At 73.0% G+C, this 25,848-nt stretch carries 31 protein-coding genes and 1 pseudogene; 3 read left to right on the top strand and 29 right to left on the bottom strand.

Going from position 1 to position 25,848, the window contains the following annotated elements:
* Position 1 precedes the first annotated feature (1 nt).
* Together AB7F12_RS06475 and eccCa are read right to left on the bottom strand one after the other, a co-directional pair.
* Positions 2 to 1,075 carry a type VII secretion-associated protein gene (locus AB7F12_RS06475; RefSeq protein ID WP_428496913.1) on the bottom strand — a complete coding sequence of 358 codons (1,074 nt, stop codon included), beginning with the start codon at positions 1,073 to 1,075 and terminating at the stop codon, positions 2 to 4.
* The gene (gene eccCa, locus AB7F12_RS06470; RefSeq protein ID WP_428496912.1) at positions 1,072 to 4,923 is read right to left on the bottom strand and encodes a type VII secretion protein EccCa; all 3,852 of its coding nucleotides are present in this window, start codon (positions 4,921 to 4,923) and stop codon (positions 1,072 to 1,074) included. The genes AB7F12_RS06475 and eccCa overlap by 4 nt, the downstream gene beginning before the upstream one ends.
* A 182-nt stretch (positions 4,924 to 5,105) precedes the next feature.
* Between eccCa and eccD the strand changes: the two genes are divergently transcribed.
* Complete coding sequence (gene eccD, locus AB7F12_RS06465) at positions 5,106 to 6,566, top strand: type VII secretion integral membrane protein EccD (RefSeq protein ID WP_428496911.1); 1,461 nt, start codon at positions 5,106 to 5,108, stop codon at positions 6,564 to 6,566.
* Entirely contained in the window at positions 6,563 to 7,822 is a 1,260-nt protein-coding gene (gene mycP / locus AB7F12_RS06460; protein ID WP_428496910.1) for a type VII secretion-associated serine protease mycosin, read from the top strand. Before eccD ends, mycP begins: the two co-directional genes overlap by 4 nt.
* A 155-nt stretch (positions 7,823 to 7,977) precedes the next feature.
* Here the strand turns inward: mycP and AB7F12_RS06455 are convergent, their stop codons facing one another.
* From AB7F12_RS06455 to infA, 9 genes and pseudogenes are all read right to left on the bottom strand, one after another.
* On the bottom strand, positions 7,978 to 9,177 hold the full coding sequence (locus AB7F12_RS06455) for a type VII secretion protein EccB (protein WP_428496909.1): 1,200 nt from the start codon (positions 9,175 to 9,177) through the stop codon (positions 7,978 to 7,980).
* 692 nt (positions 9,178 to 9,869) lie between these two features.
* Positions 9,870 to 10,676: a tRNA pseudouridine(38-40) synthase TruA gene (gene truA / locus AB7F12_RS06450; RefSeq protein ID WP_428501971.1), complete on the bottom strand. Its 807-nt coding sequence runs from the start codon at positions 10,674 to 10,676 to the stop codon at positions 9,870 to 9,872.
* Between the two features lie 296 nt (positions 10,677 to 10,972).
* Positions 10,973 to 11,497, bottom strand: a pseudogene (rplQ, locus tag AB7F12_RS06445) (50S ribosomal protein L17); the annotation flags it as partial.
* Positions 11,498 to 11,499: 2 nt separating this feature from the next.
* The gene (locus AB7F12_RS06440) at positions 11,500 to 12,543 is read right to left on the bottom strand and encodes a DNA-directed RNA polymerase subunit alpha (RefSeq protein ID WP_098958560.1); all 1,044 of its coding nucleotides are present in this window, start codon (positions 12,541 to 12,543) and stop codon (positions 11,500 to 11,502) included.
* Between the two features lie 111 nt (positions 12,544 to 12,654).
* Entirely contained in the window at positions 12,655 to 13,260 is a 606-nt protein-coding gene (gene rpsD, locus AB7F12_RS06435; RefSeq protein ID WP_428501970.1) for a 30S ribosomal protein S4, read from the bottom strand.
* 20 nt (positions 13,261 to 13,280) lie between these two features.
* Positions 13,281 to 13,688, bottom strand: coding sequence for a 30S ribosomal protein S11 (gene rpsK, locus AB7F12_RS06430; RefSeq protein ID WP_098958562.1), 408 nt, complete (start codon positions 13,686 to 13,688; stop codon positions 13,281 to 13,283).
* Complete coding sequence (rpsM, locus tag AB7F12_RS06425; protein WP_428501969.1) at positions 13,688 to 14,068, bottom strand: 30S ribosomal protein S13; 381 nt, start codon at positions 14,066 to 14,068, stop codon at positions 13,688 to 13,690. The genes rpsK and rpsM overlap by 1 nt, the downstream gene beginning before the upstream one ends.
* Positions 14,069 to 14,253: 185 nt before the next feature.
* A complete protein-coding gene (rpmJ, locus tag AB7F12_RS06420; protein WP_015883600.1) occupies positions 14,254 to 14,367 on the bottom strand; it encodes a 50S ribosomal protein L36 in 114 nt (37 codons plus the stop codon).
* 34 nt (positions 14,368 to 14,401) lie between these two features.
* Positions 14,402 to 14,623, bottom strand: coding sequence for a translation initiation factor IF-1 (infA, locus tag AB7F12_RS06415; RefSeq protein WP_004558881.1), 222 nt, complete (start codon positions 14,621 to 14,623; stop codon positions 14,402 to 14,404).
* 270 nt (positions 14,624 to 14,893) lie between these two features.
* On the opposite strand from infA, the gene AB7F12_RS06410 reads away from it, so the two are divergent.
* Complete coding sequence (locus tag AB7F12_RS06410; protein WP_428501968.1) at positions 14,894 to 16,279, top strand: MFS transporter; 1,386 nt, start codon at positions 14,894 to 14,896, stop codon at positions 16,277 to 16,279.
* Positions 16,280 to 16,286: 7 nt separating this feature from the next.
* On the opposite strand, the gene map is transcribed toward AB7F12_RS06410, so the two are convergent.
* The 18 genes from map to rplV all read right to left on the bottom strand — a co-directional run bounded on the left by map (position 16,287) and on the right by rplV (position 25,816).
* Positions 16,287 to 17,111, bottom strand: coding sequence for a type I methionyl aminopeptidase (map, locus tag AB7F12_RS06405; protein WP_428501966.1), 825 nt, complete (start codon positions 17,109 to 17,111; stop codon positions 16,287 to 16,289).
* Positions 17,112 to 17,173: 62 nt separating this feature from the next.
* Positions 17,174 to 17,722 carry an adenylate kinase gene (locus AB7F12_RS06400; RefSeq protein WP_428501965.1) on the bottom strand — a complete coding sequence of 183 codons (549 nt, stop codon included), beginning with the start codon at positions 17,720 to 17,722 and terminating at the stop codon, positions 17,174 to 17,176.
* Between the two features lie 129 nt (positions 17,723 to 17,851).
* Positions 17,852 to 19,162 carry a preprotein translocase subunit SecY gene (gene secY, locus AB7F12_RS06395; RefSeq protein WP_428501964.1) on the bottom strand — a complete coding sequence of 437 codons (1,311 nt, stop codon included), beginning with the start codon at positions 19,160 to 19,162 and terminating at the stop codon, positions 17,852 to 17,854.
* A gap of 233 nt (positions 19,163 to 19,395) precedes the next feature.
* On the bottom strand, positions 19,396 to 19,845 hold the full coding sequence (gene rplO / locus AB7F12_RS06390) for a 50S ribosomal protein L15 (protein ID WP_296143651.1): 450 nt from the start codon (positions 19,843 to 19,845) through the stop codon (positions 19,396 to 19,398).
* Positions 19,845 to 20,036: a 50S ribosomal protein L30 gene (gene rpmD, locus AB7F12_RS06385; RefSeq protein ID WP_296143649.1), complete on the bottom strand. Its 192-nt coding sequence runs from the start codon at positions 20,034 to 20,036 to the stop codon at positions 19,845 to 19,847. The genes rplO and rpmD overlap by 1 nt, the downstream gene beginning before the upstream one ends.
* Positions 20,037 to 20,041: 5 nt before the next feature.
* A complete protein-coding gene (rpsE, locus tag AB7F12_RS06380; protein WP_428501963.1) occupies positions 20,042 to 20,677 on the bottom strand; it encodes a 30S ribosomal protein S5 in 636 nt (211 codons plus the stop codon).
* A gap of 40 nt (positions 20,678 to 20,717) precedes the next feature.
* A complete protein-coding gene (gene rplR, locus AB7F12_RS06375) occupies positions 20,718 to 21,128 on the bottom strand; it encodes a 50S ribosomal protein L18 (protein ID WP_428501962.1) in 411 nt (136 codons plus the stop codon).
* A complete protein-coding gene (gene rplF / locus AB7F12_RS06370; RefSeq protein ID WP_428501961.1) occupies positions 21,128 to 21,667 on the bottom strand; it encodes a 50S ribosomal protein L6 in 540 nt (179 codons plus the stop codon). The genes rplR and rplF overlap by 1 nt, the downstream gene beginning before the upstream one ends.
* Before the next feature lie 16 nt (positions 21,668 to 21,683).
* Positions 21,684 to 22,082 (bottom strand): 30S ribosomal protein S8, encoded by a 399-nt coding sequence (gene rpsH / locus AB7F12_RS06365; RefSeq protein WP_428501960.1) that lies wholly within the window; start codon positions 22,080 to 22,082, stop codon positions 21,684 to 21,686.
* Positions 22,083 to 22,175: 93 nt separating this feature from the next.
* Positions 22,176 to 22,361, bottom strand: a complete 186-nt coding sequence (locus AB7F12_RS06360) for a type Z 30S ribosomal protein S14 (protein WP_098958572.1) — start codon at positions 22,359 to 22,361, stop codon at positions 22,176 to 22,178.
* Between the two features lie 5 nt (positions 22,362 to 22,366).
* Positions 22,367 to 22,930, bottom strand: a complete 564-nt coding sequence (gene rplE, locus AB7F12_RS06355) for a large ribosomal subunit protein uL5 (protein WP_428501959.1) — start codon at positions 22,928 to 22,930, stop codon at positions 22,367 to 22,369.
* Between the two features lies 1 nt (position 22,931).
* Positions 22,932 to 23,261 (bottom strand): 50S ribosomal protein L24, encoded by a 330-nt coding sequence (rplX, locus tag AB7F12_RS06350; RefSeq protein WP_428501958.1) that lies wholly within the window; start codon positions 23,259 to 23,261, stop codon positions 22,932 to 22,934.
* A gap of 3 nt (positions 23,262 to 23,264) precedes the next feature.
* On the bottom strand, positions 23,265 to 23,633 hold the full coding sequence (rplN, locus tag AB7F12_RS06345; protein ID WP_428501957.1) for a 50S ribosomal protein L14: 369 nt from the start codon (positions 23,631 to 23,633) through the stop codon (positions 23,265 to 23,267).
* Complete coding sequence (gene rpsQ / locus AB7F12_RS06340) at positions 23,630 to 23,902, bottom strand: 30S ribosomal protein S17 (RefSeq protein WP_296143635.1); 273 nt, start codon at positions 23,900 to 23,902, stop codon at positions 23,630 to 23,632. Before rpsQ ends, rplN begins: the two co-directional genes overlap by 4 nt.
* Positions 23,899 to 24,141, bottom strand: coding sequence for a 50S ribosomal protein L29 (gene rpmC, locus AB7F12_RS06335; RefSeq protein WP_098958577.1), 243 nt, complete (start codon positions 24,139 to 24,141; stop codon positions 23,899 to 23,901). The genes rpsQ and rpmC overlap by 4 nt, the downstream gene beginning before the upstream one ends.
* Complete coding sequence (gene rplP / locus AB7F12_RS06330) at positions 24,141 to 24,560, bottom strand: 50S ribosomal protein L16 (protein WP_013677458.1); 420 nt, start codon at positions 24,558 to 24,560, stop codon at positions 24,141 to 24,143. Before rplP ends, rpmC begins: the two co-directional genes overlap by 1 nt.
* Before the next feature lie 3 nt (positions 24,561 to 24,563).
* Positions 24,564 to 25,385, bottom strand: coding sequence for a 30S ribosomal protein S3 (rpsC, locus tag AB7F12_RS06325; protein ID WP_147113156.1), 822 nt, complete (start codon positions 25,383 to 25,385; stop codon positions 24,564 to 24,566).
* The gene (gene rplV / locus AB7F12_RS06320) at positions 25,385 to 25,816 is read right to left on the bottom strand and encodes a 50S ribosomal protein L22 (RefSeq protein ID WP_428502326.1); all 432 of its coding nucleotides are present in this window, start codon (positions 25,814 to 25,816) and stop codon (positions 25,385 to 25,387) included. The genes rpsC and rplV overlap by 1 nt, the downstream gene beginning before the upstream one ends.
* Positions 25,817 to 25,848: the final 32 nt, after the last annotated feature.

Below are 25,848 nucleotides of genomic sequence, written 5' to 3'. Positions count from 1 at the left end.
CTCAGGCCCGCGTGACCGACGCCACGACACGCTCGCACGCCGTCGTCAGCGCGGGCGACGGGACCGGGCCGTGCCGGCAGCCCACGCTGAGCTGGGCGGTGCCGTCGAACACGACCGTCCAGTCCACGGTGGCCCCGTCGGCGAGCGGCTGCCCGTAGGTGTGGACGTCGCGGCCCCCGGCGCGGCCCGCCGCGAACCCGGCGAGGCGCTCGCCCGCGGCGAGGGCGCGGTCGTAGACGACACGCAGGTCGGCGGCGGCCCGCGCGGGTTCCAGGCCCCCGTCGTAGCCGAGGTCGGCGCGCTCGACGGCGACGAGCTCGATGCCGTCGGGCGCCGCTGCCGGGGTGACGACGGTCCGTCGCCGCTCGGGCAGCGCCCCCGTGTGGGCCCAGCCGTCGGGGAGCGTGAACCGGTAGCCGTACTGGACGAGCTGCCCGGGAGATCCGGTGCGGGCCGCCTGCGCGGGTGGCAGGAGGGTCGCGGCGACGCCGAGCGCCACCAGCAGGACACCCGCGAGCACGACGAGGGACCGCCGGGACCGCGGCTCCGGGAGCAGCGTCGGCACGGCGTCCACACCGGACCCGGACGGCCCCTGCTCCGCGGACGCCGCCGCGCCGAGGACGGCTGCCGTGGCGGGGACCTGCACCGCTGACACGTCGGCGGCGTCGAGCAGTGTGGCGAGCCCCGGGTCCGGGCCGACGAGCACCACCTCCTCGACGGCGTGCTCCCGAGCGAGCGCGACGACGGCGTCGACGACCCGCGTCGCCGGGTCGGCGCCGGCGACCCGCGCCGGCGTGCCGGTGGCGACGACCCGGCCTCCGTCCACGACGGACACCTCGACCCGCACGGACGAGACCTCGACGACCACGCGGCGCGGCGCCCCACCGACCGCCACCGCGGCGGGCACCCCGCCCGGCCCGACCACCGTCGGCGTCACGGGCCGCCCGAACAACAGGGCCACCGCGACGTCGGGGGACACGTGCCCGGGCAGCTCGGCGACGAGCCGCGGCTGCGGGTCGGCGACGGCGACCCGGGTCGTCGTCGCGCCGGGGTGCACCGCGACGCGGTCGCTCACGCGTCGGTCTCCGGCGCGAGCCAGGCGAGCTGCACGCGGCGGGCCCCGCGGCGGCGGTCGACGAGCATCGCCCGCCCGGCTGGCATCGCCGTCGGCTTCACGGTGTCGACGAGCGCGCCCTCCTCGGGGCTGCCGTTCATCACCAGCCCTGGCGTGCCGAGCTCACGCAGCCGCCCGAGCACCGGGTCGTAGAGGGCGCGCCCGGCACCGCCGCAGCGGCGGGCGAGCACCACGTGCAGGCCGACGTCCTTGGCCTGCGGGAGGAACTCGGCGAGCGGCAGCAGCGGGTGCGGTGCACCGGACCCGGTCGGGGCGACGAGGTCGTAGTCGTCGACGAGCAACCACACGTCGGGGCCGGTCCACCAGCTGCGCCGGCGCAGCTCGCGGGCGGTGACGTCGGGTCCGGGGAGCCTGCGGCGCAACGACTCGGCGATGTCGCGGACGGCGCCGGCGATGGCGTCGGAGGTCGAGGTCGCGGCGAGGAGGTGGTCGCCGGGGACGGCGCCGAGCAGCCCGCGTCGGGGGTCGACGACCACGACGCGGGCCTGTTCCGGGGTCAGCTGGGCGGCGATCTCGGCGGCGAGCAGGCGCAGCAGGCCGGTCTTGCCGCTCTCGGCGTCGGCGAAGCAGAGCAGGTGCGGTTCCGACGCGGGATCGAGGGACACGAGCGCGAGGCCGTCCTCGTCGAGGCCCAGCCGCAGGCGGCCGTCCGGGCCGGAGGGGAGGTCGGCACGGTCGATGCGGTCGGGCAGCGTCCGGACGGGCGGGACGCCGGGCGCCGTACACCCGGCCGAGATCAGGTCGACCAGCCCGCCGGTGTCCTGAGTGGACGTCCGGGGCGCTGCGACGACCGCCGCTCCACCGTCGGGTGCCAGGCAGTGCCCGGGCCGGGTCGGGACGGCGGCGGCCCGGCGACGGTCCACCTCGGACTCCCCCGGGTCGCCCAGACGCAGCTCGACCCGCGTGCCCAGCAGCTCCTTCACAGCCGGCCGCAGCTCGCTCCAGCGGCCCACGCCGACGACGAGGTGCACCCCGTACCCGAGCCCCTGGGCGGCGATGGTCTGCAGCCGCGCCTCGACGTCCTCGAACTCCGTGCGCAGCGCGAGGCAGCCGTCGACGACGAGGAGGACGTCGGTGGCGGGCTCGCCGGGGAACTCCCCGGCCGCGCGCCGGGCCCGGAACACCTCCACCGAGGTCAGCCCCGCGTCGCGGAACAGCCGTTCGCGGCGGGCGACGAGACCGGCGACCTCGGCGACGGTGCGCCGCACCAGATCCGGGTCCCCGCGGTCGGCGACGGTGCCGACGTGCGGGAGCCCGGCGAGCTGTGCAAGGGTGCCGCCACCGAGGTCGACGGCGTACACGCCCAGCCGGCCGGGGGTGTGGGTGCGGGCGAGCGCGAGGACCAGCGTCGCGAGGGCGGTCGACTTGCCCGAGCGGGGCCCGCCGACGACCGCGACGTTGCCGGTCGCGCCGGACAGGTCGACGACGAACGGTTCGCGTCGTTGCTGGTAGGGGCGGTCGACGACACCGATCACAGCCCACGGCCCGGCGGGGGCGGGCCCTTCCGGGGCGATGAGCTCGTCCAGCGGCGGCGGCTCGGCCAGCGGCGGCAGCCACACCCGGTGAGCGGCAGGTCCGAGGTCGGCGGCGGCGGCGATGAACCCGTCGAGGACCGTGGCCGCGCCGCGGTCGTCGGGTTCGGGGTCCGACGCCGGTTCCGGGACGGTCGCCGTCCCGAACAGCACCGGTCGCCGCGCCGGGCCGCGCGCGGCGGGGGCGTCGGCCGGCGCCCCGGACACGTACGACGAGCGGAACCGCACCAGCTCACCGGTGCCGTCGGCCAGGAACGCCGCGCCGGGGACGGGCGGCAACAGGTGCGCGTCGGGCACGCCGAGGACGGCGCGGGACTCCGCGGCGGAGAAGGTGCGCAACGCGATCCGGTACGACAGGTGCGACTCCAGCCCACGCAGCCGCCCCTCCTCCAGCCGCTGCGAGGCGAGGAGCAGGTGCAGGCCCAGCGAGCGGCCGAGGCGCCCGATCATGACCATCAGATCGATCAGCTCGGGCCGCTGCGCGAGCAGCTCGGAGAACTCGTCGACGACGACGAGCAGCGCGGGCAGCGGCGGCAGGTCGGGGCGGGCGGCGCGGGCGGCGGCGTACTCGGCGACCCCGGTGAGGTTCCCGGCGGCGCGCAGCAGCTCCTGGCGCCGGGTGATCTCGCCCGCCAACGCGTCGGCCATCCGGTCGACCAACGTCAGCTCGTCGGCGAGGTTGGTGATGACGGCCGAGACGTGCGGCAGCGACGCCAGCCCGAGGAACGTCGCGCCGCCCTTGAAGTCGACGAGCACGAGGTTGAGGTCGACGGGGCTGTGCGTGGTGGCGAGGCCGAGCACGAGCGTGCGGAGCAGCTCGGACTTGCCGGAGCCCGTGGCCCCGACGCAGAGGCCGTGCGGCCCGGACCCACCCTGCGCCGACTCCTTGAGGTCGAGCCGCAGCGGCCGGCCGTCCTCGTCGACACCCAGTGGCACCCGCAGCCGGTCGGCGGCGGTACGTCGCCACCGCGCGCGGACGGCCTCCACGTCGGTGGGCGTCGGTCTCCCGGGAACGCCGAGCAGCGCGGGAAGGTCCTGCGCAGCAACGGGTGCGCCCTCGTCGGCGGCCACGGGCCCGGCGGGCCGGAAGCGGGCGAGGCGGCGGGCGAGCGCGGTCGCCTCGGCGGGGTCGACCGAGTCGGGGACCCCGATCGGGGTGACCGCCCCGTCGGGCGCGACGCGGCCCACGCTCCCGGCTCCCACCGCGAGCCGCACCACCGACGGCGCCGCCCGCCGCCCCGGCGGCGCCCCGACCCGCAGCACCGTCACCCCGGCGACGCCCGCCCACGGGCCGGGCCCCTCGACCCCGTCGACGACGAGCAGCACGTGGGGTTCGGCCGGACCCGGACCGGGCGGTCGCGCCGCGAGCCCGGCCGCGAGCAGTCCGCGCAGCTCTTCCGGATCCGAGGTGACGAGCCGGACCGGCCCGAGCGCGTCGACGGTGCGGCCGTGGGTGTTGTGCGGCAACCACTTCACCCAGTCCCAGGGCGCCGGGTCGGCGGCGACGACGGCGACGACCGCGTCCGCGGGGCCGTGCCACAGCACGAACTGCGCGACGATCGCGCGGGCCAGGCCACGCGCCGGGCCGGGGTCGGTGCCCACCCGTTCGAGCCACACCGTCGCGCTGGAGCGGAGGTCGAGCGCGACGGGCAGACCGACGACGACGGAGTGCCGGCCGAGGAATCGCCGCAGGGCAGCGGCGGTGACGGGCTCGACGCCGTCGACGGGCCCGGTCTCGGGCGCGGTGAGGCGCGTCGCGAGGCGTTGCACCCCGAGCGCGACGCGGACCTGGGCGAAGTCGGGGTCGGCCGGACCGCGCTCCCAGTGCCTGCCCGCGGCGACGACGTCGGGCCACGCCGCCGGGTCGGGATGGGTCCCGAGGAGCGCGGCCCGCTGCGCAGCCGCCACGGCGACGACGCGGTCGCGCTGGACCGCCAGGTAGCGCAGATAGTCGCGGCGGTCCTCGTCGAGGCTCGCGGCCCGGGCGGCACCGCCCTGCCCGGACGAGGTGCCCGACACCAGCATCGCGACACTGGACAGCACCATCATCCCGCCGAACATCCACATCGACGGGTTCTGCCTGTACATCAGCGCGACCATCAGTACCGACGCCACGATCATCCCGATCGGGAGCAGCCGCGCGAGCATCCCGCCCGGGACGACACGTTCGAGCTCCGGCGGCGGCTCCAGCAGCAGCTCCCCGCCCGGCATCGGCGCCACGGCGCGACGTGCCCGCGCCTTCCCGATCGTGCCCACGCGCCGTCCTCCCGCGGCGGCATGCGTTCAGGTGCGAACGATCTGCCACCGGCTTCTCCGAAACGGCCCACGGCGGGCCGGGTGCGCGGCGACAGTAGGCGCCACCCCGCCCTCGGCGCGGCCGTTCGGGAAATCGCGTTGCACGCGGAACGGCGCGCCCGGACTGAAGACCGAGGTGCCCCGTGACACCGTTCCCGGCCCCGCCCGATCCCGGTGCGACCGTGCCGCTGGGTGGCGACCCGTTCGCCGCCGCCCGCCGCGCCGCCGCGGCCCGGGCCGGCCGCCCGGAGCCCGACCCGCCCGTCGTCACCACGTCGGCGTGGTGCCGGGTGACGGTGTGCGCGCCGCACCGCACCGCCGACGTCGCCCTCCCGGCGGGGGTTGCGGTCGCCGAACTGGTCCCGCTGCTGCTCGACCTGCTGGGCCGCCCGCCGGCCGCGACAGCGCCCACCCCCTGGCGGCTGGTGACGGCGGCAGGCGTCGCGCTGCCACCCGCCTCGTCCCTCGCCGCGCTCGGGCTGCTCGACGGGGAGCTGCTGCAGTTCCGACCCGACGCGGTCGCGCCCCCGCCCCCGGTGCTCGACGACCCCGTCGACGCGCTCGCCCGCGCGGCCGGCGAGCACGGGCCGGGCCGGGGTGACGGGGTCCGGACGGGTCTCGCGCTGCTGCTCGCGACCGTCGCCGCGGGTGTCCTCGCCGCAGCTGGCGCGGGGTGGCCGGCCGCGGTCGTCGCCGGGCTGCTGGCCGTCGGGGGTGTGGTCGTCGCGGGCCGCCGCCCACCCGACGACGCCGGGCTGCACGAGGCCCGGGTCGCCGCGCTGGCCGCGGTGCCACTCGCCGCGGCGGCGGGCTGGGCCGCGCTGCCCGACGGCGCCGCGGGCGTGCTGCTCGCAGCCACCGCGGCCGGGGTCGTGGCCGCCGCGGGCCAGCTCGCCGTCCGGGTCGTCGCACCCGCCCTGCTGACCGCGGTCACCGTGGCCGCGGCGACACTGCTCGCCGCGGCCGGCTCCCTGCTCACCGGCGCGGACGGCCCGCAGGCCGCGGCCGTCGTCGCGGCCGCCGCCGTGGCGGTCGCGCCGCTGCTGCCCCGGTGCGCGCTGCGGCTGGCGGGGGTGCCACGCCCGATCGTCGCGTCCGACCTCGACGACCTGGCATCGGCCGACCCGGCCTGCGGACTCACCCCCGACGAGCTGGCCGACCGTGCCGACCTCGCCCGCGGCTACCTGACCGGGACCGCGAGCGGGGTCGCCGTCGTCGCGGCCGGGGCGGCCTGGCTCGCCGCCGACACCGCGTCGGGTGGGTGGTCGGGGGCAGCCCTCGCCGGGGTCGTCGCCGCGGTTCTCGGGCTGCGCACCCGCGGGACGACCGACACGACCGTGACCCGGGTGCTGACGGGGGCGTGCGCGGCCGCCGGCCTGGCCGGGCTGCTGCCCCTCGCCCGGTCCGGCACGGCCGGCGCGGCGATCGCCGTCACCGCCCTGCTCGGCGGGGTCGTCGCGCTCGGCGCGGCCGGGCCGGTCACGCCCACACTCTCGCCCGTCGCGCGGCGGGCACTGGACATGGTCGAGGCCGCGCTGGTCGCGGCGGCCGCGCCACTGGCCGTCACCGCGGCCGGCCTGCTCGCCGTGGTGCACCTGCTGTGATCACCACCCTGGCGTCGCTGGCCGCGGCGGTGGTCCTGGCCCTGGGCCCGCTGCCGGCCGTCGACGACCCATTGCCCGAGGGCACCCCGCCCCGCGTCCCGGTGGTAGGGCTGCAGGCACCCGACGCGTGCGCGGACACCGGCGGCGCGCCCGGACCCCGAGCACCCGCACCCCAGGTCGCGGCGCTCGGGCTCGACGCGGCGCACCGGCTCGCGACGGGTCGCGGCGTCCGGATCGCCGTCGTCGACACCGGTGTCGCCCCGCACCCGCGGCTCGGCGGAAGGGTCACCGGCGTCGGCGACTACGTCCGCGGCGGGTCCGGGCTGGAGGACTGCGACGGCCACGGCACCGCGGTCGCCGGCCTGCTCGCCGGCTCCCCGGGCGGCGACGACGGTTTCCGCGGCGTCGCCCCGGACGCCACGCTGCTGTCGATCCGGCAGTCGAGCCAGAAGTTCACGCTCCGCAGCACCGGCGCGGGGGTCGGGGACACCGCGACACTCGCCGACGCCCTCGTCCTCGCCGTCCGGGCCGGTGCCGACGTCGTCAACGTGTCCGAAGCGGGCTGCGTCACCCCCGCCGAGGCCGAGAACGCCGCCCCGCCGCTGCGCGCGGCCCTGCGGTTCGCCGCCGACCACGACGTCGTCGTGGTCGCCGCGGCCGGCAACGTCGGCGAGGGCTCGTGCGCCGACGGGGAGGTCGCGCTGCCCGGCTGGCTCGGTCAGGACGTGCTCACCGTCGGGGCCCTCGACGCACGCGGCGTGCCCGCGTTGTTCGGCGTCCGCGGCCCGTGGGTCGACATCGCCGCACCCGGCGCCGGCCTCGCCGCGTTGGGGCTGCCCGCGGGGTTCACCCGGGTCCCGGTGCAGGGCACCAGCTTCGCGACGCCGTTCGTCGCCGGCACCGCGGCGCTGCTGGTCCAGCAGCGGCCCGGCGCGAGCGCCCGCGAGATCGTCGAGGTCATCCTGTCGACGGCACGGCCGCTGCCTGGTGCGCCGCGGGACGCGGTGGGGCGCGGCGTCGTCGACCCCGTGGCGGCGTTGTCCCGGCATCCGAGCGCCGGAGCCGGGACCGCCGGCACCGGCCCCGCGGTGGCACCCCCGACGGCTCCGGCCGCCAGACCCACCGCACCCCTGCCGGGTGTGGGCGAGCGTGTCGACGTCGCGCCGAGGCTGTCGCCCGGGGCGACGATCGTGATCGTCGTCGCGTGCGCGGCGGCGCTGCCCCTCGCGGTCCGGTCGCTGCGCAGGCGTGCCTGACCCGGCTGAACCACAACCGTGGCCCGGCGCACCGCGCGCCACCCGACGACCCCGCGCGGGCGCCTCCCTGCAGTACGCCTGCAACCGTGGGCGCCGGGTTCCGACCACGCGCGAAACCTCGGTGTGCCCCTCACAGCACCGGTCCCGGGAGTGGCTCAGCCCACCCGGTCGAGGACGTCCACCATCCGCGTCGTGGCGTCCAGGTCGAGCCCCGGGCCGACGGGAAGCAGCCGCAGCGCCCAGTCCGGCGCGGCCGCAGCATCCCCGACGCCGAGCGCCTCGGCGGTCCGGTCGTCGGTGATCGGGTGCAGGACACCGGTCGTCGAGACCAGTGCCAGCCGCGCCGGGTCCGAGGCGAGCCGGACCGGGCCACCGGCACCCGCGCCGAGCGCGACCGCGTCGGCTCGCGGCCCGGCCCCGTCGCCCTGGGCGAGGTCGACGGTGACCGCACCCGCCGCGACGGGCACGACCGAGGCCGCGACGACCTGCGGATGCGCGGGATCGGCCGGTGTCGCCACGCGGCACAGCACAGGCTCCGCCACCGCATCGGCCCAACGTGCTGGCGGGCGCGGCCAGTCCCCCGAGCGGTCACGCGAGGCCATGGTGAGCTCCGGGCCCTCGGGGATGGAGGCCAGCAGCGCCGCACCGACCTGCCGGACGGCGCGCCGGTCGGCACCGAGGGCCTCGAGCACGGCCCTGTCACCGGGGTCGACGCGGTAGCGCCGGTGGTCGGCGATCACCCACGCCTGTCCCGCGCCCTCGGCCAGCACGGCTGCACCGGTCCCCGCCGGGCCACCGGGCGCCACCCCGGCGACGACGGTCGTGCGTTCCAGCCCCGAGGAACCGACGGTGTCGCACACCGCCCAGCCGCCTGCCGGCCCCGGCCCGTCGGGGTGCACGCCGGACGCGCCGGGCACCGCCGCCGCGGCGGTCCGCGGGGCGCCGGCGAGCTGGGCGTCGGCCACCGGTGTCGGCACCGCCGTCGACCCGCCGTCGACCCCGTAGACGGCGAGCAGCAGGCGTCCTGCCGCCAGGTTCGCGACGGGGACGAGCCGCGACGGGTTCGGCACGACGGCGAACATCGTCCCCGCCGTCGTCGCGACGACGAGCTTCTCCCGCGTCCAGTCCGTCGCCGACGTGAGCCGCCCGTGCGCGGCGACCCCACCCAGCACCAGCAGCGCCAGCAGGACACCGGCGAACGCGGCGCGCCGCTGCGCGCGCAGCTGCTCGTGCAGCAGCACGGTGTCACCGCGGACGAGTGCGGCCTCCACGCGGCGCACCCCGAAGCGGTAGGCGTCGGCCTGGTCGCGGGTGGCGGGTGTCCGCACCGGGGCGGGGGCGGTCGGGCGGACCATGTCGCGGACCGTATCCGCGCGACCACCCCGCCCGTGGCCGTTTCGGGGAACCCGTCGCCCGGCCCGCCCGCACCGGCTCGCCCACGTGGCCGCACCCCGGCCCCGCCCGGCCCCGCCCGGCCCCCGCCGTCGAACGTGTCAGCAGCGCTCCCGCCGAACGCTCACGACACGCTCGCCCGGCCACCACCCCCCCACCCGCCGTGTCACCAGCGCGGTCTGCGGACGCTCACGACACGTTGGCCAGCGGGCGTGGCACCCGGCGTGTCAAGAGCGTCCCCGGTGAGCGCTCAGGACACGCTCGCCGGCCGCCGCCACACCCGGCGTGTCACCAGCGCCCTTCGCGGACGCTCACGACACGTTGGTCGGCGGGCGCCGCGCACCCGGGGCGCGTCACCGGCCTCGCCGCCGAGCGCTCACGGCACGCTCGCCGGCCGCCACCCACACCCGGCGTGTCACCAGCGCGGTCTGCTGACGCTCACGACACGCTCGCCGGCCGCGCCCACACCGGGCGTGTCACCAGCGCGCCCTGCGGACGCTCACGACACGCCCGCCGTCGCGTCCCCGGCGCTCACGCCGGACGTAGCCCCGCCGAGCGCTGCGCCGCCGAGCGCTGGGCCACCGAGTGCTGGGCCACCGGGCGCTGCGCCGCCGGGCGTCGCCCCAACCGGGCAGGGCGGTGCCGGTGCGGCGGCTCAGCGGGTACGGACGTTGCGCGTGACGGCGGCGCGGGCCGCGAGCTCGTCGTCCGCGGGGTAGTCGACCCGGACGAGGGTCAGCCCGCGGGCGGGCGCGACGGCGACGTCGGAGACACGGCCGGTGTGGTCGAGCAGCCCCGCGGGCCAGTCGACGGAGCGTCGCCCCCGGCCGACGTCGAGCATCGCGCCGACCAGGCTGCGGACCATGCTGTGGCAGAAGGCGTCGGCGCTCAGCTCCGCGCGCAGCACCCCGTCCGCGTCGGCGGACCAATCGAACCGCAGCAGCTCGCGGATGGTCGTCGCACCCTCGCGGCGCCGGCAGAAGGCCGCGAAGTCGTGCTCGCCGAGCAGCCCGGCCGATGCCCGGGCGACGGAGTCGAGGTCGATCGGGTGGGGCCAGGCGAGGGTGTCCCTGGCGCGCAACGGGTCCGCGCCCCATGGCGATGTCGTGACCCGGTAGACGTAGTGGCGGCGCAGCGCGGAGAAGCGGGCGTCGAACTCCGGCGGCACGACGGTCACGTCGCGTACCCGGACGTCGGGCGGCAGCAGCCGGGCGAGCCGGCGGACGAGCCGTTGCGGTTCGACGTCGAGCGAGGCGGCGAGATCGACGTGGGCGACCTGACCGCTCGCGTGCACTCCGGCGTCGGTGCGCCCCGCGACGGTCAGCGACACCGGCGTCCGCAGGATCCGGTGCAGCGCATCTGCGAGCTCGCCGTACACGGTGCGTCGTGTCGGCTGCGGGGCCCAGCCGGAGAAGTCGGTGCCGTCGTAGGAGATGTCGAGCCGGTAGCGGCTCGTGGGCACGACGGCGACGAGCCCGCCGTCCGGCTGGACGGCGGGCTCGTCGTGGTGCGGGGTGCTGCTCAGGCGTCGCCCTTGGCGTCGTCGGCCTCGGCCTCGGCCTTCTCGACGGACGCGTCGGCGTCGTCCTTGAGCTCCTGCTGCGACTTCGGCAGTGTGAAGCCTGCGGCCTCGGCGGTGACCGCGTCGCTGAACCAGACCTCGGCCACGGTGCGGTCGTAGAACGACGTCCCGGGGAGGTGGTACAGCATCGAGTCGGCGTTGCCCTTGACCGGGAAGCCCTCGGGGGCCTCCTGCGGGTCGTCCAGCGGGGCGTGGCTGCCCTCGCCGTACGGCGCCGCGGTCTCGGTCTCCTCGGCCGCGGGGACGCCGGCAACCGGCTGGGCCTTGGCCGACTGGGCCTTGTCCTCCGCCGCCTGCTGCGACGCCGCGACGCGGCGGGCGCGCTCGGCCTCGTCGGTGACCGTCTTCTGCGACACCAGCTCGATGACCGCCATGGGGGCGTTGTCGCCCTTGCGCGGCATCGTCTTGGTGATGCGGGTGTAGCCACCGTTGCGGTCGGCGAAGAACGGGCCGATGTCGGTGACGAGACGGTGGATGACGTCCTTGTCCCGGATCACCTTGGCGATCTGCCGGATGTTGTGCAGGTCGCCCTTCTTGGCCTTGGTGATCAGGCGCTCCGCGTACGGACGCAGCCGCCGGGCCTTGGCCTCGGTGGTGGTGATGCGACCGTGCTCGAACAGCTGCGTGGCCAGGTTGGCCAGGATCAGCCTCTGGTGCGCGGGCGAACCGCCGAGGCGGGGACCCTTGGTGGGCTGAGGCATGGCTACAGCTGCTCCGTTTCTGCGTAGTCCTGACCGTCGTCCCCGAAGTTGTCGGGGTCGAACCCGTCGGAGCCGTACTCGACGGCCGCGGCCGACGGGTCGAATCCGGGCGGGCTGTCCTTCAGCGCGAGGCCGAGGCCGACGAGCTTCATCTTGACCTCGTCGATCGACTTTGCGCCGAAGTTGCGGATGTCGAGCAGGTCGGCCTCGGACCGGCCCACCAGCTCACCCACGGTGTGAATGCCCTCGCGCTTGAGGCAGTTGTAGGAGCGGACCGTGAGGTCGAGCTCCTCGATCGGCATCGCGAAGGCCGCGATGGTGTCGGCCTCCTGGGGCGACGGGCCGATCTCGATGCCCTCGGCGTCGACGTTCAGCTCGCGGGCGAGGCCGAACAGCTCGACGAGGGTCTTGCCTGCCGACGCGAGCGCGTCGCGCGGGGTGATCGAGGGCTTCGTCTCGACGTCGAGCACCAGCTTGTCGAAGTCGGTGCGCTGCTCGACACGGGTGGCCTCGACCTTGTAGGTCACCTTGAGGACCGGCGAGTAGATCGAGTCGACCGGGATGCGGCCGATCTCGGCGCCGGTGGCCTTGTTCTGCATGGCCGGCACGTAGCCGCGGCCCCGCTCGACGACGAGCTCCACCTCGAGGCGGCCCTTGTCGTTGAGGGTGGCGATGTGCAGGTCCGGGTTGTGCACGGTGACACCGGCCGGGGGCACGATGTCGCCGGCGGTGACCGGGCCGGGCCCCTGCTTGCGCAGGTACATCGTCACCGGCTCGTCCTCCTCGGAGCTCACGACGAGCTCCTTGAGGTTCAGGATGATGTCGGTGACGTCTTCCTTGACCCCGGGGACGGTGGTGAACTCGTGCAGCACGCCGTCGATGCGGATGCTGGTCACGGCCGCGCCGGGGATGGAGGACAGCAGGGTGCGGCGGAGCGAGTTGCCGAGCGTGTAGCCGAAGCCGGGCTCGAGGGGCTCGATGACGAACCGCGACCGGGTCTCGGTGACCGAGTCCTCGGTCAGGGTGGGGCGCTGAGAGATCAGCACAGTGTTTCTCCTTTGTATGCCGCGGCAACCACTATTTGATGCCGCAGTGAGCCCCCCGCCCCACTTCAGGGCGGGGGGACGAGCCGTGAAGCTCGTGAGGCCCTGCTCCGGTTACTTGGAGTAGAGCTCGACGATCAGCTGCTCGGTGACCTGCGTGTCGATCTGCGCGCGCTCGGGCAGCTGGTGCACGAGGATGCGCAGGCTCGACGGGACGACCTGGAGCCAGGCCGGGATCGGACGGTCGCCGACGAGCTCCTTGGCGATCACGAACGGGTCCGTGGCCAGGGACTTCGGCTTGACGTCGATGATGTCGTACTGGCCGACGCGGAAGCTGGGGATGTCCACCTTCCGGCCGTTGACCAGGAAGTGACCGTGGTTCACCAGCTGGCGGGCCATCCGCCGGGTGCGCGCGAGGCCCGCCCGGTAGACGACGTTGTCGAGCCGCGACTCGAGGATCTGCAGCAGGTTGTCACCGGTCTTGCCGGGGCGACGGTTCGCTTCCTCGTAGTAGCGGCGGAACTGCTTCTCCAGGACGCCGTAGGCGAAGCGCGCCTTCTGCTTCTCCTGCATCTGCAGGAGGTACTCCGTCTCCTTGATCCGGATCCGGCCGTGCTGGCCGGGCGGGTAGGGACGGCGCTCGAACGCCTGGTCGCCGCCGACGAGGTCGACCTTCAGTCGGCGGGACTTGCGGGTCATGGGTCCGGTGTAACGAGCCATGTCTGGTTACTCCCTCTCCCTTAGACCCGGCGCCGCTTGGGCGGGCGGCATCCGTTGTGCGGCTGGGGGGTGACGTCGCTGATGGTGCCGACCTCGAGACCGGCGGCCTGCAGCGAGCGGATCGCGGTCTCGCGGCCGGAGCCGGGACCCTTGACGAAGACGTCGACCTTCTTCATGCCGTGCTCGGCCGCCTTGCGGGCGGCGCTCTCGGCGGCCATCTGCGCCGCGAACGGCGTCGACTTGCGCGAGCCCTTGAAACCGACGTGGCCGGCGGAGGCCCACGCGATCACCGCACCGGTCGGGTCCGTGATGGACACGATGGTGTTGTTGAAGGTGCTCTTGATGTGCGCGTGGCCGTGCGCGACGTTCTTCTTCTCCTTGCGGCGGACCTTCTTGGGTCCGGCCGCGCCACGGGTACGGGGCGGCATTACTTCTTACCTGCCTTCTTCTTGCCGGCGACCGTCTTCTTCGGTCCCTTGCGGCCGCGGGCATTGGTCTTGGTGCGCTGGCCACGCACCGGCAGGCCCCGGCGGTGCCGGATCCCCTGGTAGCAGCCGATCTCGATCTTGCGACGGATGTCGGCCTGCACCTCGCGGCGCAGGTCACCCTCGACGCGGAAGTTGGCCTCGATGTACTCGCGAAGGGCGGTCAGGTCCTCGTCGGAGAGGTCCTTGGTCCGCAGGTCCTTGCTGATACCCGTGGAGTTGAGAATCTCGAGCGAGCGCGTGCGCCCGATCCCGAAGATGTAGGTGAGCGCGATCTCCATCCGCTTGTCGCGGGGGAGGTCGACGCCTGCGAGTCGTGCCATACGGCGGTGTTCTCCTCTGTTCTGATCCCCAGGTCTGCCCGACGTCCGTCCCGGTCCGACTCGTGGTCCGGGCCCCGGCCTGGGGGCCGGGGGTGGGCCGCGCCCGTGTGGCGCGACAGGCACATCGGGTGCTTCTGGCGCTCGTGAGAGCTGCGGTCAGGACGACCGCGACGTGCTGGTGACGCTCAGCCCTGGCGCTGCTTGTGGCGCAGGTTCTCGCAGATCACCATGACCCGGCCGTGACGGCGGATCACCTTGCACTTGTCGCAGATCGGCTTGACGCTCGGCTTGACCTTCACGTCTTCTGCCTTCTTGTTCCGGTGGAGCGGGCGATCACTTGTAGCGGTAGACGATTCGGCCGCGGGACAGGTCGTAGGGTGAGAGCTCCACGACCACCCGGTCCTCGGGAAGGATCCGGATGTAGTGCTGCCGCATCTTCCCGCTGATGTGAGCCAGGACCTTGTGCCCGTTCTCCAGCTCCACGCGGAACATCGCGTTCGGCAGGGGTTCGACGACCCGGCCCTCGACCTCGATCGCCCCGTCTTTCTTGGCCATGTCCTCCGCGTTCCGTGACGGTATTGCGTACGACGTGCATCTGACAGGTGGTGCTGAGGACTGCAACGACCGCCGACGAACAGTGCTGGTTGCGGTCACCGCGTCCGGTGGGCACGAAGGACACCGGAGGCGACATGCGGGAGGCACGACGGAACCGGCGCATCCAACGCGCCGAACACCCAGTGTACGGGTCTTGCGAAGGGCCTTCACAGTCGGGTACACGCGCGAGGGACCGACCCCGCGACCTGCCCGTCGGAACGGACAATTCGCTTGACCTCGACCCGGGTCGAGGTGGTCGCATCCTGGTCGTGGAGAGCCGTCACGGCCCCCACTCCCGACCGTACCCGCCTCCCCCGGGCGCTGCGACCGTTCGGCCGCCGCGACTACCGCCTGCTCGCGTCGTCGATGCTGTTCTCCCTGTTCGCGACGGGTGTCTGGCTGGTCGCGATCGTCTGGCAGGTCATCGAGCTGGGCGGTGGGCCGACGCAGCTGTCACTCGTCGCCGCGGCCGGCAGCGCGGGTCTGCTGCTGAGCGTGCTCGCGGGCGGGGTGGCCGCCGACCGGCTCCCCCGCCGGCGTGTCCTGGTGGCCGCCGAGGCCCTGCACATCGCGGCGGCCGCCGTTGCGGCGACGCTGGCGCTCACCGGCACCCTCGCACTGTGGCACCTCGCGGTCGCCGCGTTCCTGCTCGGCACCGCCGATGCCTTCTACTACCCGTCCGCGTCGGCGATCCTGCCCTCGCTCCTGCCCGCCGACGAGCTGCTCGCCGCCAACGGCGTCGAGGGCACGCTGCGCCCGGTGGCGATGCAGGCGGCGGGACCCGCGGTGGCCGGGCTCGTCGTCGGCGCCCTCCTCCCCGCGGCGGGGCTGCTCGCCGCCGCGATCGGGTTCTGCCTGGCGCTTCCGCCGCTGCTGGCGATGCGGCGCACCCCCGTCGTCGACCGGCCCCGGCAGGACGCGGAAGGGGGCCGCACCTCCGTGCTCGCCGACGTCCGCGAGGGCTTCGCCTACCTGCTGCGTACCGGCTGGCTCTTCGCGACGCTGGCGTTCTCGTCGCTGTACGTGCTCGTCGTCATCGGGCCCATCGAGGTGCTGCTGCCGTTCGCGGTGCGCGACCAGACCGGCGGCGGCCCCAGCGACCATGCCCTCGTGCTGGGGGCCTTCGGGATCGGCAGCGCCGTCGGGTCCATCGCGACGTCGTCGATCCGGCTGCCACGCCGCTATCTGACGGTGATGATCCTGGCCTGGGGCGTCGGCGGGGTCCCGCTCGCCTTCATCGGGCTGACGAACCTGCTGTGGGTCATCTTCGTCATCGCGTTCGTCGTCGGCGTCACCGGTGCCGGTGCGATGGTCATCTGGGGGACGCTGCTGCAGCGCCGCGTGCCGCCGCACCTGCTCGGCCGGGTGTCGAGCCTCGACTTCTTCGTCTCGCTCGCCCTGATGCCCGTGTCGATGGCACTGGCCGGGCCGATCGGCGAGGGGGTGGGCATCCCGCTCACGTTCCTGCTCACCGGCACGGTGCCGGTGCTGCTGGCGGTGGCGGCCGTCGTCGGCTGGCGGCTCGACCGCGACGAGCTCGCGCACCCGCTCGACACCGCTCGCCCGGCCGCGCCTGCCGACCGCCTCGACGATGCGGGGGCCGTCGGCGCACCGTGACGCCGGGTCAGGGCGCGGCGGTCAGCACCTGCGGGCCGTCGTCGGTGATCGCGACCGTGTGCTCCCAGTGCACCGCCCGCTTGCCGTCGGCCGTGACGACGGTCCAGCCGTCGTCGAGCTCACGGGTCTCCGGCTCGCCCGCCGTGATCATCGGCTCGATGGCCAGCACCACACCGGGGCGTAGTCGCAGCCCGTGCCCCGGGTCGCCGTAGTTGGGCAGGAACGGGTCCATGTGCATCGACGTGCCGATGCCGTGGCCGCCGTACTCCGCGACGATCCCGTAGTCGGCCCGGTCGCGGTTCGCCGCCTTCTCGACGGCGTTCTGCACCGCGTGCGAGATGTCGGTGAGCCGGCCACCGGGTAGTGCCGCGGCGACGCCCGCGTGGAGCGACTCCTCGCACGCGGCCGACAGCAGGTGGTCGGCGTCGGACACCGCGCCGATCTCCAGCGTGACCGCCGAGTCGCCGTGCCAGCCCTCGACGACCGCGCCGCAGTCGACCGAGATGATGTCGCCCTCGGCCAGCACCTGCGCCGCCGACGGGATGCCGTGGACGATCTGGTCGTTCACCGACGCGCAGATCGAGGCCGGGTAGCCGTGGTAGCCGAGGAACGACGGCACACCGTTGCCCTCGCGGATCGTCGTCTCGGCCAGCGCGTCGAGATCGGCCGTGGTGACCCCGGGGGCGGCGAGCGCCCGGACCGCGGCGAGGGTGCGGGCGACGAGGATCCCCGCCACCCGCATGGCCTCGATCTCGCCCGGCGTTTTCAGCTCGATGTCACGTCCACGGAACCGGGCCAACGCGCCTCGTACCCCGCCTCGCCCACCGCTCATCTCGTCAACGCTCCTTGCTGGTCGTGGCGCCGGCGCCGGGGCGGATCAGCGCTCGGACCGTGTCAGCGCTCGGGCAGGGCCGCGAACACCCGGCCGGTGATCTCGGCGACGTCGCCGACGGCGTCGACGGTGACGAGCCGGTCGCGGTAGTGGTCGAGCAGCGGCGCGGTCTCGTCGCGGTAGACCTGCTGCCGGTTGCGGATGACGGCCTCGGTGTCGTCGGAGCGGCCGCGCGCGAGCAGCCGCTCGACGACGACGTCCTCCGGGACCTGCAGCTCGACGACGGCATCGAGCTCGTCGCCGGTCTCGGCGAGGATCTCGGCCAGCGCGCCGGCCTGCGCCGTGGTGCGCGGGAACCCGTCGAGCAGGAAACCCTTCGTCGCGTCGGGGTCGGCCAGGCGGGCCTTCACCATGCCGACGGTCACCGAGTCGGGGACGAGGTTGCCCGCGTCCATGTAACCCTTGGCCTCGAGCCCCAGCGGGGTCTCCTCGGCGAGGTTGGCCCGGAACAGGTCACCGGTGGAGATGTGCGGGATGCCGAGCTGCTCGGCGATCCGCACGGCCTGAGTGCCCTTGCCCGCTCCCGGCGGACCGACCAGAACGAGTCGCACGCGAAACCAACCTCCCTGAGAACACGATCGCGGTGGTGCCGAACGTCGCCGGCGGGGTGCGGCGAGCGGCGGGACGGGGCAGCGCGCGGCTACGGGTGACGCGCCGCGCCGACTGCCGTCCATCGCACCTTAACGCAGGAAACCCTCGTAGTTCCGCTGCATGAGCTGGCTCTCGATCTGCTTCACGGTGTCGAGGCCCACGCCGACCATGATCAGTACAGCGGTACCACCGAACGGGAAGTTCTGGTTCTGGCCGCTGCCGGTGACGCCGAGGAAGAAATTCGGCAGCACCGCGATGATGCCCAGGTACAGCGATCCCGGCAGCGTGATGCGGGAGAGCACGAAGTTCAGGTACTCCGCCGTCGGCCTGCCCGGACGGATGCCGGGGATGAAGCCGCCGAACTTCTTCATCTCGTCGGCCCGTTCCTCCGGGCTGAACGTGATTCCGACGTAGAAGTACGTGAAGAAGATGATCAGTGCGACGTACAGCAGGATGTGCAACCAGTTCGACTGGTCGACGAGATAGGTCTGCACGAAGCGCTGGAACCAGCTGTCGCCGCTGCCCGCGAGCTGCGCGATCAGGCTGGGCAGGTACAGCAGGGAGCTACCGAAGATGACCGGGATGACACCGGCCTGGTTGACCTTGAGCGGCAGGTACGTCGACGTGCCGCCGTACATGCGACGACCGACCATGCGCTTGGCGTACTGCACCGGGATGCGGCGCTGGCCCTGCTCGACGAACACGACGCTCGCGATGATGGCCAGGCCGAACACGCAGACACCGGCGAAGACCAGGCCGCCGGAGTTGTCGAGGATGTTCTTGCCCTCGGCGGGGATGCGGTGCGCGATCGAGGCGAAGATCAGCAGCGACATGCCGTTGCCGATGCCACGCTCGGTGACCTGCTCGCCGAGCCACATGACGACGGCGCAGCCGGCCGTCATCACGATGACCATGACGGCGAGGGTGAAGATGCTCTGGTCCGGGATGACCGGGACGTTGCAGCCCTGGAACAGCACGCCGCGCACCGCGAGGGCGACGATGCCGGTGGCCTGCAGGACGGCCAGTGCGATCGTGAGGTAGCGGGTGTACTGGGTCAGTTTGGCCTGACCCGACTGCCCTTCCTTCTTCAGCTGCTCGAACCGCGGGATGACGACGGTGAGCAGCTGGACGATGATGCTGGCCGTGATGTACGGCATGATCCCGAGGGCGAGGATCGACAGCTGCAGGAGCGCGCCGCCCGAGAACAGGTTGATGAGCGAGTAGACGCCCGAGTTCGCCCCGCCCTCGACGGCGGCGATGCACTGCTGGACGTTCGGGAAGGACACCCCCGGCGACGGGATGTTCGCCCCCAGGCGGTAGACCGCGACGACACCCAGCGTGAAGAGGATCTTCTTCCGTAGGTCTGGCGTCGTCAGTGCTGACCGGAACGCGCTGAGCACTCGGGCCCCTCCTACTACGTCGGCGGCGGACCGCCGGTCGCCGGCTTCGCCGGCTTCTGGTGGGGCCTGCGGCGCCGGGCCCCTGAACGGACCCTGACGGCCGGCTACGACCCGGCGAACGCGCACCGCTGGTGCGGGTGGCGGACGCGAGCGACTCTAACAGCGGCGACGCCGCCCGCTCCCGCACCCCGTACTCGACGGGGACGACGCGGGAGCGAGCGGCGTCGGCCTGCTCACAGCTCGGTGGCGGTACCGCCGGCTGCGACGATCTTCTCCTTGGCACTGCCGGAGAACTTGTGCGCGGTCACGGTGAGCGCGACGCCGTCGAGCTCGCCGGTGCCGAGCACCTTGACCAGCTCGTTGCGGCGAACCGCACCGGCGGCGACGAGCTCGGCCGGACCGACCTCGCCACCCTCCGGGAAGAGCACCGCGAGGTCGCCGACGTTCACGACCTGGTACTCGACGCGGAAGCGGTTCTTGAAGCCCTTGAGCTTGGGCAGCCGCATGTGCAGCGGCATCTGCCCACCCTCGAAGGCCGGGGAGACCGTCTTGCGCGCCTTCGTGCCCTTGGTACCGCGGCCCGCGGTCTTGCCCTTGCTGCCCTCACCGCGACCGACACGGGTCTTCGCGGTCTTGGCGCCGGGCGCGGGACGCAGATCGTGGATCTTGATGGACTCGGTCATCAGGAACCGACCTCCTCCACCGTCACGAGGTGCCGCACGGTGTTGATCATGCCGCGGACCTGGGGGTTGTCATCCCACTCCGCGGACTGACGGATCTTGCGAAGCCCGAGGGACTTCAGGGTCTCGCGCTGGTTCTGCTTGCGCCCGATGGCGCTGCGGACCTGCGTGACCTTCAGCTTCTTGTCGGCCACGTCGGTCACACCCTCGCAGCCGCGGCGGCCTCGGCACGACGACGAAGCATCGACTCCGGGGCGACGTCCTCCAGCGGCAGGCCGCGGCGGGCCGCGACCTCCTCCGGACGCTGGATCATCTTGAGCGCGGCGATCGTCGCGTGCACGACGTTGATCGCGTTGTCGCTGCCGAGCGACTTCGACAGGATGTCGTGGATGCCGGCGCACTCCAGGACCGCGCGGACCGGGCCACCGGCGATGACACCGGTACCGGGGCTCGCGGGGCGCAGCATGACCACGCCCGCGGCCGCCTCGCCCTGGACCCGGTGGACGATCGTGCCGCCGATGCGCGGGACGCGGAAGAAGTTCTTCTTCGCCTCCTCGACACCCTTGGCGATCGCCGCCGGGACCTCCTTGGCCTTGCCGTAGCCGACGCCCACGAGGCCGTCGCCGTCGCCCACGATCATCAGCGCGGTGAAGCTGAAGCGCCGACCACCCTTGACGACCTTAGCCACGCGGTTGATCGTGACCAGCCGCTCGATGTACGGGGTCTTGTCCTGGGCCGCCCCGCCACGGCCTCCGTCGCGGCGGTCCCGGCGGTCGCGGTTGTCGCCGCTGCCGCCACCGGGGCCTCCGCCGTCACGCCGCGTACGTCCCGGCATCAGACGTTCCCTCCATTGCTGTGGATGATCTTCGCGGACATCAGAACTTCAGTCCGCCCTCACGTGCGGCGTCGGCCAGAGCCGCGATCCGCCCGTGGTAGCCGTTGCCGCCGTGGTCGAAGACGACCGCGTCGACGCCGGCAGCCTTGGCGCGAGCCGCGATGAGCTCGCCCACCTTGGCCGCCTTGGCCTTCTTGTCGCCCTCGAGCGACGCCACGTCGGCGTCGAGGGTCGAGGCCGACGCCAGCGTGTGGCCGGCCAGGTCGTCGATCAGCTGCACGAACATGTGCCGCGAGCTGCGCTTGACCGCGAGCCGGGGACGAGCCGTCGTACCGTTGATCTTCTTCCGCAGCCGGGCGTGGCGACGCGTGCGCGCGACCCGCCGGGCGCTGGAGATGTTCGACGCGGCCCGCTTCTTGGCGTTGGCCGAGATCGTCTCTGTCTGAGCCATCACTTACCCGTCTTCCCGACCTTGCGGCGGACGACCTCGCCCGCGTACCGCACACCCTTGCCCTTGTACGGCTCGGGCTTGCGGATCTTGCGGATGTTCGCGGCGGTCTCCCCCACGAGCTGCTTGTCGATGCCCGCCACCGAGAACTTGGTGGGGGACTCGACGGCGAAGGTGATGCCCGCGGGCGGCGTGACGACGACCGGGTGGCTGAAGCCGAGCGCGAACTCGAGGTTCGACCCCTTCAGCGCGACGCGGTAACCGACACCGACGATCTCGAGCTTCTTCTCGTAGCCGGCGGTGACGCCGACGACGAGGTTGTTGACCAGCGTCCGCGTGAGGCCGTGGTAGGCCTTGCTGCGGCGCTCGTCGTCCGGACGCTTCACGACCACTGCGCCGTCGTCACCGCGCTCGACGGTGATCGGCTCGATCACGGTGTGCGACAGGGTGCCCTTGGGGCCCTTGACGGTGACGGTGCGGCCCTCGATGGCCACGTCGACGCCCGACGGAACGGTGATCGGCAGTTTCCCGATGCGCGACATCGCTACTTCTCCCTTCTCACCAGACGTAGGCGAGGACTTCCCCGCCCACGCCGTCCCGGTTGGCCTGGCGGTCGGTCAGCAGACCCTTCGACGTCGAGATGATCGCGACGCCGAGGCCTCCGAGGACCCGCGGCAGGTTGTTGGACTTCGCGTAGACCCGCAGGCCGGGCTTGGACACCCGACGCACACCGGCGATGCTGCGCTCGCGGTTGCGGCCGTACTTCAGCTCGATCACGAGGGACTTGCCGACCTCGGCGTCCTCGGTGGCGTGCGACGCGATGTAGCCCTCCTTCTGAAGGATCTCCGCAATGGCGACCTTCAGCTTGGAGTGCGGCATCACGACACGGTCGTGGTATGCCGAGTTCGCGTTCCGCAGACGGGTCAGCATGTCTGCGATCGGATCGGTCATCGTCATGGTGACGTCACTACTTTCCCGCCCTGGTTCCCCCTGGCCCAGAAGACTGGACGCTCCCGGGGGCCTGTGGCGATCAGGAAAAGCAGCTGGTGATTACCAGCTGGACTTGCTCACGCCGGGCAGCTCGCCGGCGTGCGCCATCTGGCGCACGCAGATGCGGCAGAGCCCGAACTTGCGGAGGACCGCACGCGGACGTCCGCACTTCTGGCAGCGGGTGTAGCCGCGGACCTTGAACTTCGGCGTCTTCTCGGCCTTGATTCGCAGTGCCTTCTTGGCCATGCGGGTCAGCTCTCCTTGAACGGGAAGCCGAGCTTGCGCAGCAGCTCCCGGCCTTCCTCGTCGGTGGTCGCCGTCGTCACGACCGTGATGTCCATGCCGCGCGGACGGTCGATCGAGTCGGGGTCGATCTCGTGGAACATCGACTGCTCCGTGAGACCGAAGGTGTAGTTGCCCCGACCGTCGAACTGCGTGGCGGACAGCCCACGGAAGTCACGGATACGGGGAAGCGCGATCGTCAGCAGACGGTCGAGGAACTCCCACATCCGGTCGCCGCGCAGGGTCACCTTCGCGCCGATCGGCATGCCCTCGCGCAGCTTGAACTGCGCGATCGACTTCGTGGCGCGCCGGACCTGCGGACGCTGGCCGGTGATCGCGGCGAGGTCGCGGACGGCCCCGTCGATCAGCTTCGCGTCACGGGCGGCGTCGCCGACACCCATGTTCACGACGACCTTGACGACGCCCGGGATCTGCATGACGTTCGCGTAGGAGAACTGCTCGCGCAGCTCACCCTTGATCTCGTCGCGGTAGCGCTGCTTGAGCCGCGGCGCCACCTTCTCGGCGGTCGTCATGTCAGATCTCCTTCCCGGTTCGGCGGGAGATCCGGACGCGCTTGGCCTTGCCGCCGTCCTCGGACTCGACGACCTTCTTGCCGACGCGGGTCGGCTTGCCGTCGGAGTCGACGACCATCACGTTCGAGACGTGGATGGCGGCCTCCTGCGTCACGATGCCGCCGGACTGCGCGCCGCGCTGGTTCTGGCTGACGCGCGTGTGCTTCTTGATCCTGTTGACGCCCTCGACGAGGACCCGGTCCCGCTCGGGGTAGGCCTGGATGACCTTGCCCTTCGCACCCTTGTCCTTGCCGGCGATCACCAGGACGGTGTCACCCTTCTTGACCTTCATCTCTCACAACACCTCCGGTGCGAGGGAGATGATCTTCATGAACCGCTTGTCGCGCAGCTCGCGACCGACCGGACCGAAGATGCGGGTCCCCCGCGGCTCACCGTCGGCCTTGATCAGGACGGCGGCGTTCTCGTCGAACCGGATGTAGCTGCCGTCCGGGCGACGCTTCTCCTTGACGGTGCGCACGATGACGGCCTTGACGACGTCACCGCGCTTCACCCCGGCACCGGGGATGGCTTCCTTCACCGTGGCGACGATCGTGTCGCCGATCCCCGCGTAACGACGCGCCGAGCCGCCCAGCACCCGGATGCACAGGATTTCCTTGGCACCGGTGTTGTCGGCGACGCGCAGCCGCGACTCCTGCTGGATCACTTGGCCTTCTCCAGGATCTCGACCAGGCGCCAGCGCTTCGTGGCCGACAGCGGTCGGGTCTCCATCAGGCGGACGCGGTCGCCGACGCCGGCCGTGTTGGCCTCGTCGTGCGCCTTGACCTTGCTCGTCCGCCGGATGACCTTGCCGTAGAGCGGGTGCTTCACGCGGTCCTCGAGCGAGACGACGATCGTCTTGTCCATCTTGTCGGACACGACGAGTCCCTCACGGACCTTGCGCTCCCCGCGCTGCGTGGCGTTCTCCTCGCTCATGCTGCGCCCTCGTTGTCGGTCGGGGCGACGGACAGGCCCAGCTCACGCTCGCGCATCACCGTGTAGATGCGCGCGATGTCGTGGCGGACGGTCCGCAGCCGCCGGTTGTTGTCCAGCTGCCCGGTCGCCATCTGGAATCGGAGGTTGAACAGCTCCTCCTTGGACTCCTTGACGCGCAGCACGAGCTCCTCATCGGTCAGCTCGCGCAGCTCGGCAGCGGTGGTACCCGCGGAGGCCATCAGATGTCACCACCCTCGCGGGTCACGATCCGGCACTTCATGGGCAGCTTGTGGATGGCGCGACGCAGCGCCTCACGAGCCGTCTGCTCGTTCGGGAAGCTCATCTCGAAGAGCACCCGTCCGGGCTTCACGTTGGTCACCCACTTCTCCGGCGAGCCCTTGCCGGAACCCATGCGGGTCTCGGCGGGCTTCTTGGTCAGCGGCCGGTCCGGGAAGACGTTGATCCACACCTTGCCACCACGGCGGATGTGCCGGTTGATGGCGATACGGGCGGACTCGATCTGCCGGTTCGTCACGTAGGCGGGCTCGAGGGCCTGGATGCCGTAGTCACCGAAGGTGACGCGGGTTCCACCCGTCGAGGCGCCGGTGCGGTGCGGCCGGTGCTGCTTGCGGTGCTTCACCTTGCGCGGGATCAGCATGGCTCAGGACTCCCCACCGGTGCTCGGAGCCTCGGTGGTCGCCACCGAACCCCCGCCGGCCTGCTCCGCAGCGGCGCGCCCGGCGTCGGTGCTCGTCGCCGTGGTGCCCGAAGCACCGGAGCGGCGGCGGGCGGGACGCTCGCGGCGCGGGCCGCCACGACCCGGCTCGGCGGCGGCGGGCGCGCCCTCACGGCGGCCACCGACGACGTCACCCTTGTAGATCCAGACCTTCACACCGATGCGGCCGAAGGTCGTGCGGGCCTCGAACAGGCCGTAGTCGATGTCGGCGCGCAGCGTGTGCAGCGGGACGCGACCCTCGCGGTAGAACTCCGAGCGCGACATCTCCGCACCGCCGAGGCGGCCCGAGCACTGCACCCGGATGCCCTTGACCTGCGGGCTGCGCATGGCCGACTGGATGGCCTTGCGCATCGCGCGACGGAAGGCGACGCGGTTGGACAGCTGCTCGGCAACGCCCTGCGCGACGAGCTGCGCGTCGGACTCCGAGTTCTTGACCTCGAGGATGTTGAGCTGGACCTGCTTCTTGGTCAGCTTCTCGAGGGCGCCGCGGATGCGGTCGGCCTCCGCGCCGCGGCGGCCGATGACGATGCCCGGACGCGCGGTGTGGATGTCGACGCGGACCCGGTCACGGGTGCGCTCGATCTCGACCTTGGAGATGCCGGCCCGCTCCATGCCCTTCGAGAGCAGGCGACGGATCTCGACGTCTTCCTTCACGTACTCCGCGTACTGCTTGTCCGCGTACCAGCGGGACTTCCAGTCCGTGGTGATGCCGAGCCGGAACCCGTGCGGGTTGATCTTCTGCCCCATCAGCGGGCCCTCCCCTTCGCACCACGACCGCCGCGACCGCCGGCCTTGGCGACCGGACGCGACTCGACCTCGATGGTGATGTGGCTCGTCCGCTTGCGGATCCGGTACGCGCGACCCTGCGCACGCGGCCGGATGCGCTTGAGCGTCGGGCCCTCGTCGACGTAGGCGACCGCGACGACGAGCGTCTCCGGGTCCATGTCGAAGTTGTTCTCGGCGTTGGCCGCGGCGCTCGCCACGACCTTGGCCACCGGCTCCGCGGCGGCCTGCGGCGAGAACCGCAGAACGCTGAGAGCCTCGGCGACCGGACGCCCCTTGATCAGCTCGACCACACGCCGCACCTTGGTCGGCGACATGCGGACGAACCTCGCCTTGGCGAACGCGCGAGCTGGCTCGAGCGCAGCGCCGGCGGTGTCCTGGCTGTTGTCAGCCATGTATTTCCACCTTCTCCTGGTCGCTACTCGGG

The sequence above is a fragment of the Pseudonocardia sp. genome (assembly GCF_050250275.1).
In the GTDB taxonomy this organism is placed as follows: domain Bacteria; phylum Actinomycetota; class Actinomycetes; order Mycobacteriales; family Pseudonocardiaceae; genus Pseudonocardia.
This window is presented reverse-complemented; position numbering and strand designations above follow the sequence as displayed.